Raw genomic sequence first — 9,193 nt, 5'->3', positions numbered from 1 at the left:
CCCCCCCCCCCCCCACTGCGTTGCCCCGCATTGTTCCCCGCCCGCCGTCGCGGGTAAGGTAAGGGTTACCTCACTGACGATCATCCGGATCGGACGAGGCGCCCCGACGGAGGTGAACCCGCGTGTACGTCTGCTCCTGCTTCGGCATCACCGAGCAGCAGGTCCGCGAGCATGCCGACCGGGGTGCCTGCACGCCCCGCCAGGTCGCCTCCGCCTGCAAGGCCGGCACCGACTGCGGGAGCTGCGTCCGCCGCATCCAGGCGCTGCTGGGCCGCGGTGCGTGCCCCCGGCGCGAGCTGATCGACCGGGGTGCGCCCGACGTGCTGCGGTCGGAGTCCGAGCCGTGGAGCCCGGCGCCCGCCGTGCCGTCCGAGCCGCTGGCCGCGGAGGTGGCCGCAACGGGGCCCGCGGGCCTCCGGGCGGCCGCGTAGCGCCCAGGGGTGCCCGGTCGGTGCGCACCGCGGTCCGCCGTCAGCTCGGCTGCTCGATCACCTGGGCGAGGTAGAGCGCCTCGCCGAGCTTCTCGACCAGCTCCAGCTGGGTGTCGAGGTAGTCGATGTGGTGCTCCTCGTCGGCCAGGATCTCCTCGAAGATGTTGGCCGAGGTGATGTCGCCCTTGGCGCGCATGATCTCGATGCCGCGCTTGAGCCGGTCGATGGCCTCCACCTCCACCTGCCGGTCGGCCTGGAACATCTCGGTGACGGTCTGGCCGACGCGGACGTGGAACAGCCGCTGGTAGTTCGGCAGCCCTTCGAGGAAGAGGATGCGGTCGGTCAGCACCTCCGCGTGCTTCATCTCGTCGAAGGACTCGGCGCGGGTGTACTTGGCGAGCTTCGTCCAGCCGAAGTTCTCCTGCATCTTGGCGTGCAGGAAGTACTGGTTGATCGCGGTCAGCTCGGCGGTCAGCTGCTCGTTGAGGAATTCGATGACCTCGGGGTCGCCCTGCATGGCTGCGGGCCCCTTTCACGCGAGTTCTGGGCAGGTGCCGCGCATCCTCGCACCGCGCCGCGCGGGCCGTCCAGTAAGTTCACACTTAGTACGAGTTGCCCGATTCCGTACCGCCCTGGTCATCCGCACCGTCCGGGGTCTGACACCATGGGGGCATGGGTCAGCCGGAGAGTCGCGAAGAGGAGCCCGTGCTGCCTCCGGGACAGCGGCTCCAGCGGGGCTGGCCCGTCACGCACTACGGCCCGGTGCCGAAGTTCCGCTCCGAGCGCTGGGAGTTCCGGGTCTTCGGCGCGACCGCCGACGGCGCCAAGCACTGCTGGACGCACGAGGAGTTCACGGCCCTGCCGTACAGCACCGTCGTCGCCGACATGCACTGCGTCACCAAGTTCAGCATGCTCGGCGCCGAATGGGGCGGCGTGCTGACCCGGACGATCCTTCAGCTCGCACCGCCCGCCCCCGACGTCACCCACGTGATGGTGTGGGCCGAGTACGGCTTCAGCTCCAACCTCCGGCTCGCCGACTTCGACGCCCCGGGATGCGTCTTCGCCACCCACCGCTCCGGCGAGCTGCTCACCGCCGAGCACGGCTTCCCGGTCCGGCTGGTCGTCCCGCACCTCTACGCCTGGAAGGGCCCCAAGTGGGTCCGCGGCATCGAGTACATGACGGCCGACCGCCGCGGCTTCTGGGAGGAGCGCGGCTACCACAACCTCGGCGACCCCTGGCAGGAGCAGCGCTACTCCTACCAGGAGGGGCCGGGCGAGGGCCCGGAGCTCTAGGCGCCCGGGCCGGCCCGCCCGGCCGGTGTGCGGCGTCCGCTCAGGACCCCCGCAGCTCCTTCAGCCGCGCCACGTCCGCGGCGTGGCCCTCCTCGCCGCCCGGCGTCTCGATCACCAGCGGAACGCCGTCGGTCGCGGGGTGCGCGAACAACTCGGCGAAGGGCTCCGCGCCGATGTGGCCGGCGCCGATGTTCGCGTGCCGGTCCTTGTGCGCGCCGACCACGTCCTTGGAGTCGTTGGCGTGGATCAACTTCAGCCGGCCCTCGCCGGTGACCTCCACCAACTCGTCCAGCAGCGCCTTCGTGCCGCCCGGCGCCGCCATGTCGTGCCCGGCCGCGAAGGCGTGGCAGGTGTCGAGGCAGATCCCGAGCCGCGGATGGCGGTCCAGCGCGTCGAAGTACGGGCCGAGGTCTTCCGCCAGCGAGCACAGCGAGGCGCCCTGCCCGGCCGTGGGCTCCAGCAGCAGCCACGGGTCGTCGTCCCGCGTCAGCTCGTCCAACAACGGCAGCATCTCCGCCCTGACCTGCGCCAACGCGGTCTCCCTGGCGCGGCCTCCGGTCGCCGACCCGGTGTGCACGACCACCCCGAGCGCACCGATCTCCCGGCCGCGGCGCAGCGAGTGGCGCAGCGACTCCACGGACTTCTCGACCGTCGCCGCGGTGTGCGAGCCGAAGTTGATCAGGTAGGGGGCGTGCACGTAGGCCGGGACGCCCTCCTCGGCGCAGCGCTCGCGGAACGCGGCGTCCTGCTCGGGACTGCCGGGCGGCGTGGCCCAGCCACGCGGATTGGCGACGAAGACCTGGACGGCCTCGCAGCCGATCTGCCGGGCGTACGACAGGCCCACCTTGGCCAGGCCGCCGGCCACCGGCACGTGGCCGCCGACCGGATTGCGTGCGCGGGCGCGCCGCGCGGCGCCCTCGGGGGACAGGGGAGTACTCACCCTCCCAGGGTGCCAGGTGCCCCGCGACCGTCCGCAGGGCACCCGCGCGGAGCCGTCCCTACAGCGCTCCCTTGAGCCGGATGGTGATCGTGCTGCCCTTGGGGGCCTGGTCACCGGCCGCGACCGACTGGGACGCGACGCTGTCCTGCGGGAACAGGAACGGCTTGTCGACCTCGACCTTGAAGCCGAGGGCGGTCAGCGCCTTGGTGGCGTCCGCGGTGTTCTTGCCGCCGACGTCCGGGACGGTGACCATCTCCGGGCCCTTGGAGAGCGTCAGGGTGACCGTGTCGCCCTTGCCCAGCGTCGTGCCCGCGCCGGGCGACTGGCGGGCCACCGCGTCCTTGTCCTGCGGCGAGAAGACCGGTTGGTCGGCGAACTGGACCCGGAAGCCGGCCTGCCGCAGGCTCGCCGCGGCGTCCTCCCGCGCCGAACCGACCACGTTCGGCACGTCCACCGGCGCGCCCCGGCTGACGGTGAGCGCCACCGCGGTGTCCGGCCGCCGGGTGCTGCCCGCCGCCGGGTCCGTGCGGATCACCGACCCCTTGGCGACCTCGTCGCTGAACGTCCGGGTCTCGGTGCCCGGCACCAGGCCCAGATCGCGCAGCTTGCGCCGGGCGTCCGCGAGCGGGGTGCCGGCCAGGTCGGGGACGGCGACCTTGTCCGGGCCGCGCGAGACGACCAGGGTGACCGTGCCGTTGCCGCGGATCCGCTGCCCGGTGCCGGGCTTCGTCGCCATCACGTGGCCGCGTCGCACGTTGGCGCTGAAACCGCGCTCCACCTTGATCCGCAGCCCCGCGTCCTGCACCGACTTCTGCGCCTCGGCCTGCGTCATGTCCAGCACCGCCGGGACGTGGGTGAACTGGCCGACGTTGATGTACCAGAGGCCACCACCGACGCCCAGGACCAGCAGCACCGCCGCCACGATGGTGGCGATCCGCCGGTGCCGCAGCCGCCCGCCGGCCGGTGCCGCGTGCGGTGCGGGCGGGGGCCGCAGCCGGGTGGTCCGGCCGTCCGGTGCGGCGTCCGCCGGCGGCACCTCCAGCCGACTGGTGCGGTTCAGCTCCGCCCCGGCCTCGACCGGCAGCGCGAGCTGGACACCCGCCGGGCGCGGTATCACGTCGGTCCGCTCGTCGTCGCTCGCCGCCGCCTCCCTGGCCTGCGGCGGGACCACGTCGAGCTGGACGTCGGTCAGCCGGGCGCGGGCCGAGCGGGCCCGGGCGAGCAGCGCCACCGCGTCCTGCGGGCGCTGCTCGGGGGCGCGGGCGGTGGCCGCCGCGACCAGCTCGTCCAGCTCGGGCGCCAGGCCCGGCACCAGCGCGGAGGGCGGGGTGACGTCGTCGTGCAGGTGGCTGTAGAGGATCTGCGCCGCGGAGCCGCCGGTGTGCGGCTTGCTGCCGGTGAGCATCTCGTAGAGCACCACGCCGCAGGCGTAGACGTCGACCCGGGCGTCCGCGGTGCCGTGCTCCATCTGCTCGGGGGCGAGGTAGGAGACGGTGCCCAGGACCGAGCCGGTGGAGGCGGTGGTGTGCGTGTCGACCGCGCGCACCAGCCCGAAGTCGGCGACCTTGACCCGGCCGTCGTCGCCGATCAGGACGTTCTCCGGCTTCATGTCGCGGTGCACCAGGCCGGCGCGGTGCGCGGCCCCCAGCGCCGCCAGGATCGGCTCCAGGATGTCCAACGCGGCCCGCGGCTGGAGGGCGCCGCGCTCGCGCAGCACGTCGCGCAGTGTGCAGCCGGCGACGTACTCCATCGCCAGGTAGACGTAGGTGCCGTCGGTGCCCTGGTCGAAGACGCCGACCACGTTCGGGTGGGAGAGCCGGGCGACGGACTTGGCCTCCCGGATGAAGCGGTCGACGAACGCCCCGTCCACGGCCAGGCTCGGGTGCATCACCTTCAGCGCGAGCACGCGGTCCAGCCGGGTGTCCACGGCCCGGTAGACGGTGGCCATGCCTCCGGCGGCGATGCGCCCCTCGACGCGATAGCGACCGTCGAGCAGCTGGCCCACGAGGGGGTCCTGCAACGTCGTATCCACGGCAGACGAGTCTACGAGCCCGCGCCGACAGCCCCGACGTCCCGGCCGCCGCCAAAGGGGAACGCAGCGGAACCGTGACAAGGGGGGCGGCCGGAACCGGTCCGGCACGGAATAATCCGGACCCGGCCGTGGTCGCACCCGAAGGGGTGGCGCCCGCGGCCCCGACGCCACACCGCACCACAGGGGGGATCCGATGACGACGTTGCAGATCGGGGCGCTGGCCCGGCGGACCGGCACCACCGAGCGCCTGCTGCGCTACTACGAGGAGCAGGGGCTGCTCAGCCCCGCGCGGACCGCCGCCGGCTACCGCGTCTACCAGGAGGCCGACGTCGACCAGGTCCGCCGCATCCGGACGCTGCTGACCTCCGGGCTGAACACCGCCACCATCGCCCAGGTGCTGCCCTGTCTGCGCGACGACGACGGCCGGCTGGTGCCCACCTGCCCGCAGCTGGTCGGCGAGCTCCACCGGGAGCGGGCCCGGCTCACGGGCTCCATCGACGCCCTGACGGCCTCCCGGAACCTCCTCGACGAGGTGATCACCGCGGCCCCGCCGGAGCTCACCGCCCAGCTCGCCGGGGCGACCGGGCCCGCGGACACGCCCTAGAACGCCGGGCGCTCCGGGTCCAGCTCCGCGACGCCGTCGGTGGGCGAGGACGCCAACGCGAAGTGGCGGCGCGGGATCCGACCGGCGCGGTGCGCCAGCCGGCCCGCCTGAACCGCGTGCCGCATCGCCGCCGCCATCAGCTCCGGCTCCTGCGCGCGGGTCACCGCCGACGCCAGCATCACCGCCGCACAGCCCAGCTCCATGGCGAGCGCCGCGTCCGAGGCGGTGCCCGCGCCGGCGTCCAGGACGACCGGGACGCCCGCGCGCTCGGTGATCAGCTGGAAGTTGTGCGGATTGCGGATGCCGAGGCCGGAACCGATCGGCGAACCGAGCGGCATGATCGCCGCACAGCCCACGTCCTCCAGCTTCCGGGCGAGGACGGGGTCGTCGTTGGTGTACGGCAGGACGACGAAACCGTCGTCCACGAGGGTCTCGGCGGCGTCCAGCAGCTCCACCGGGTCGGGCAGCAGGGTCCGCTCGTCGGCGACGACCTCCAGCTTGACCCAGTCGGTGCCGAGCGCCTCCCGGGAGAGTCGGGCGGTGAGCACCGCCTCGCCCGCCGTGAAGCAGCCGGCGGTGTTCGGCAGCACCCGGATCCCGTTGCGCCGGAGCACGGACAGCACCGAGCCCTGCACGGTCGGGTCCAGCCGCCGCATGGCGACCGTCGTCAGCTCCGTGCCGGAGGCCAGCAGCGCGCGCTCCAGGACGCCGAGGCTGGGCGCGCCGCCGGTGCCCATGATGAGCCGGGACCGGAACGCGGTGCCGGCGATGGTGAGCGGGTCGGCGTCGGGGCCGGGCGCCGCGACGGCGTCCGCCCGTTCCACTGCGGTGTCGGTCATGACGGTGATCAGCCTCCCTGCACGGCGGTGAGCACTTCGACGCGGTCGCCGTCGCCGAGCGCGGTGGTGGACCACTGGGTGCGCGGCACGACGGTCTCGTTGACCGCGGCGGCCACCCCGGCCGACGCGCGGGACAGCGTGGCGACCAGCCGGTCCAGGGTCAGCCCGGCCGGGATCCGGCGGGCCTCCCCGTTGACGGAGACGGACACCGTGGGGCCGGCGGGGGCATCGGGGGCGACGGGGCCGGCAGGAGTACCGGGCGTACCGGGGGCGCTCATACGGGCTGCTCCTCAAGGGCACGGACGCGCTCGGCCCCCAGGGTGGCGGGGGAGAAGCGCGTAGGGGAGAAGGGGCGGGCCTCTTCCGGGACGGTTCCGGTGGCCAGCACCTCGGCCAGCACGTCACCGGTGACCGGCGTCAGCAGTACGCCGTTGCGGAAGTGGCCGGTGGCCAGGTGAAGACCGGGCAGCCCGGTCGGGCCGAGCAGCGGTGCGTTGTCGGGGGAGCCGGGACGCAGCCCGGCGAGGCTCTCGACCAGCGGCAGTTCGGTGAGGCCCGGGAGGAGTTCGTGGGCGTCCCGCAGCAGCTCGTAGACGCCGCCCGCGGTCACCGTGGTGTCCCAGCCCAACTCCTCGCTGGTGGCGCCGAGGACCAGTTCGCCGCTCTCCCGGGGCACCAGGTAGAGCGGGTTGCCGCGGACCACGGCGCGCACGGTGCGGGAGAGGAACGCCTGGCCGCCCGGGAGCCGGTCCGGTAGCCGCAGCCGCAGCACTTGCCCCTTGACGGGCCGCACCGGCGGCCGCACGGCCTCCGGGACGCCCGCCAGCAGCCCGCTGCGACTGCCCCCGGCCAGCACGACCTGACCGGCCGCCAGCCGCGTCCCGTCGGCGAGTTCGGCGCCCGTGGCGCGCCCCCGGGCGGTCGTCAGGCGCTCCGCCGCCGTCCGGTGGAAGACCACCCCGGCCCGTTCGCACGCGGCCAGCAGGGCGCCCGCCAGCCGCCGCGGATCGACCTGGTGGTCACCGTCCACCCGGAGGCCGCCGCGCACCCCCGGGGCGAGCATCGGCTCCAGGCGCCGGCACTCGCGCCCGGTCAGCCACTGCGAGTCCAGGCCCGAGCGGACCTGGAGGGCGTGCAACTCCCTCAGGTGGGCGCGGTCGTCGGCGTCCAGCGCGACGGCCAGGGTGCCGCACCGGCGGTAGCCGATCCGCTGCCCGCTGGCCTCCTCCAGCTCTTCCGCGAAGCGCGGATACCGCTGTGCCGAGGCCAGGTTGAGGCCCAGCAGGGTCTCCTCGCCGTAGTGGAGCTCGGTGACCGCGGCCAGCATGCCGCCCGCGACGAACGCCGCGCCGCCGCCGGGCGCGGGGTCCGCCAGCGCGACCCGCAGCCCGCGGCCGGCCGCCCGCCAGGCGGTCACCAGCCCGATGATGCCGCCGCCGACGACCAGCACGTCGGGGTGCCGGTCCGCGGGCCGCGACGGGTCCGTTGGTGTGGTGGATGGATGCATGGGCGTCCAGCCCCTCCCTTCGCCGGCATGACCCGGATCAGGTTCGTACGGTCGGAGGCCGGCCAGCCTCCCTCTCAGCCCGGTCCGTCCGGGCTCCCGCGAGTGCGTGCGTCCGCCACCCTAATACGGGTCGCGACGCGTCGTAAGGGAGCGCCCGGGGGCCGGGCCCGGCCGTCACGGGGCGTGACGCTGTGTCAGAGATCTCCTTGCGCGCTGCTGCGGGCCGCGTCGGGTGCCGTCCTAGAGTGAGCGGGTGAGCGAGCAGAGCAAGTCTCCCCAGGACCCTGACCGCACGCCGCGCGTGGTGATCGTCGGCGCCGGGATGGCAGGTGTGCAGACCGCCGTGGCCCTGCGCGAACAAGGCTGGCGAGGAGCGATCGCGCTCCTCGGCGACGAGCCGCACCAGCCCTACGACCGGCCCCCGCTGTCCAAGGCGGTGCTGCTCGGCAAGGCCGACGGCTCCGCGTTCGACATCGACTTCGCCAGTCTCGGCATCGACCTCCACCTCGGCCGCCGGGTCACCGCGCTGCGCCCCGAGGAGCACCTCGTCGAGACCGACCGGGGCCCGGTCCGCTACGACTACGCGGTCCTGGCGACCGGCGCCGAACCGATCCGGCTGCCCGGCAGCGAGGGCCGCCCCGACGTGCACCTGCTGCGCACCCTGGACGACGCCGAGCGGCTGCGCCCGGTGCTCGCCGCCCAGCACCGGATCGTGGTGGTGGGGGCCGGCTGGATCGGTGCGGAGTTCGCCACCGCCGCCCGCGAGGCGGGCTGCGAGGTCACCGTCGTCGAGGCCGCCGACCATCCGCTGGCCGGCGCCCTGCCCGCCGAGGTCGCCGGGCACATGACCGGCTGGTACGCGGACGCCGGGGCCGACCTGCGCACCGGGGTGCGGGTCGACTCCGTCGCGCCCGGCGCGGTGACCCTCGCCGACGGCACCGCACTGCCCGCCGACGCCGTCGTCGTCGGCATCGGCGCCCGGCCCGCCACCGGCTGGCTGGCCGGTTCCGGCGTCGCCCTCTCGCCCGCGGACGGCTCGGTGCAGGCCGACGAGCGGCTGCGCACCTCCGTTCCCGACGTCTACGCGGTCGGCGACTGCGCCTCCTTCCCGTCGGCCCGTTACGGCACCCGGCTGCTGGTCCACCACTGGGACAACGCCCTCCAGGGGCCCCGCACGGTGGCCGAGAACATCGCCCGCGGCGCCGCCGAGGGCGTGGTCTACGACCCGGTGCCTTACTTCTGGTCCGAGCAGTTCGGCCGGTTCGTGCAGTACGCCGGCCACCACGGGGACGCCGACGAGCTGGTCTGGCGCGGTGATCCCACCGGCGCCGCCTGGTCGGTCCTCTGGCTCCGCGGCGACGGCGCCGGCGGAGCGGGACGGCTGGTCGCGCTGCTGGCCGTGGGGCGCCCGCGGGATCTGGCCCAGGGGCGCCGGCTCATCGAGCGGGGCGCCCTGCTCGACCGGGAGCGGGCGGCGGACGCCGCCGTTCCGCTCAAGTCGGCGGTCCGCTGACCCGCTGCGCGGCCCCTTGCCGCCCACCCGGCGG

General features: G+C 74.6%; 10 protein-coding genes and 1 riboswitch. Of the genes, 4 read left to right on the top strand and 6 right to left on the bottom strand.

Annotated elements, in window-relative coordinates; translation table 11 throughout:
• Window positions 1–122 precede the first annotated feature (122 nt).
• Window positions 123–431: a bacterioferritin-associated ferredoxin gene (locus ACJ6WD_RS19025; RefSeq protein ID WP_016576283.1), complete on the top strand. Its 309-nt coding sequence runs from the start codon at window positions 123–125 to the stop codon at window positions 429–431.
• Window positions 432–471: 40 nt separating this feature from the next.
• Here the strand turns inward: ACJ6WD_RS19025 and bfr are convergent, their stop codons facing one another.
• Window positions 472–948, bottom strand: coding sequence for a bacterioferritin (gene bfr, locus ACJ6WD_RS19020; RefSeq protein ID WP_233661313.1), 477 nt, complete (start codon window positions 946–948; stop codon window positions 472–474).
• A 155-nt stretch (window positions 949–1,103) separates the two neighbouring features.
• On the opposite strand from bfr, the gene ACJ6WD_RS19015 reads away from it, so the two are divergent.
• Window positions 1,104–1,724 carry a sulfite oxidase-like oxidoreductase gene (locus ACJ6WD_RS19015; protein WP_038518856.1) on the top strand — a complete coding sequence of 207 codons (621 nt, stop codon included), beginning with the start codon at window positions 1,104–1,106 and terminating at the stop codon, window positions 1,722–1,724.
• Between the two features lie 40 nt (window positions 1,725–1,764).
• Here the strand turns inward: ACJ6WD_RS19015 and ACJ6WD_RS19010 are convergent, their stop codons facing one another.
• Window positions 1,765–2,664: a deoxyribonuclease IV gene (locus ACJ6WD_RS19010; protein ID WP_407616216.1), complete on the bottom strand. Its 900-nt coding sequence runs from the start codon at window positions 2,662–2,664 to the stop codon at window positions 1,765–1,767.
• Window positions 2,665–2,722: 58 nt separating this feature from the next.
• Window positions 2,723–4,696, bottom strand: coding sequence for a Stk1 family PASTA domain-containing Ser/Thr kinase (gene pknB / locus ACJ6WD_RS19005; protein ID WP_376447443.1), 1,974 nt, complete (start codon window positions 4,694–4,696; stop codon window positions 2,723–2,725).
• Between the two features lie 193 nt (window positions 4,697–4,889).
• Between pknB and ACJ6WD_RS19000 the strand changes: the two genes are divergently transcribed.
• A complete protein-coding gene (locus ACJ6WD_RS19000) occupies window positions 4,890–5,300 on the top strand; it encodes a MerR family transcriptional regulator (RefSeq protein ID WP_233661310.1) in 411 nt (136 codons plus the stop codon).
• Here ACJ6WD_RS19000 and ACJ6WD_RS18995 read toward each other — a convergent pair.
• The 3 genes from ACJ6WD_RS18995 to thiO form a co-directional block, all read right to left on the bottom strand.
• Window positions 5,297–6,139, bottom strand: coding sequence for a thiazole synthase (locus ACJ6WD_RS18995; RefSeq protein ID WP_331248577.1), 843 nt, complete (start codon window positions 6,137–6,139; stop codon window positions 5,297–5,299). The genes ACJ6WD_RS19000 and ACJ6WD_RS18995 overlap by 4 nt on opposite strands.
• Before the next feature lie 8 nt (window positions 6,140–6,147).
• Window positions 6,148–6,348 carry a sulfur carrier protein ThiS gene (gene thiS / locus ACJ6WD_RS18990; RefSeq protein WP_016579213.1) on the bottom strand — a complete coding sequence of 67 codons (201 nt, stop codon included), beginning with the start codon at window positions 6,346–6,348 and terminating at the stop codon, window positions 6,148–6,150.
• Window positions 6,349–6,413: 65 nt separating this feature from the next.
• A complete protein-coding gene (gene thiO, locus ACJ6WD_RS18985; RefSeq protein WP_376555527.1) occupies window positions 6,414–7,646 on the bottom strand; it encodes a glycine oxidase ThiO in 1,233 nt (410 codons plus the stop codon).
• A riboswitch (TPP riboswitch) is annotated at window positions 7,644–7,756 on the bottom strand. Its footprint overlaps the gene before it by 3 nt.
• Window positions 7,757–7,899: 143 nt before the next feature.
• Between thiO and ACJ6WD_RS18980 the strand changes: the two genes are divergently transcribed.
• Window positions 7,900–9,159 carry an NAD(P)/FAD-dependent oxidoreductase gene (locus ACJ6WD_RS18980; protein WP_233661308.1) on the top strand — a complete coding sequence of 420 codons (1,260 nt, stop codon included), beginning with the start codon at window positions 7,900–7,902 and terminating at the stop codon, window positions 9,157–9,159.
• Window positions 9,160–9,193: the final 34 nt, after the last annotated feature.

This window comes from Streptomyces sp. VTCC 41912, from assembly GCF_045799175.1.
Taxonomy (GTDB): Bacteria; Actinomycetota; Actinomycetes; order Streptomycetales; family Streptomycetaceae; genus Streptomyces; species Streptomyces albulus_C.
Note: the sequence above shows the minus strand (reverse complement) of the source record. Positions and strands in the feature narration are given on the sequence as shown.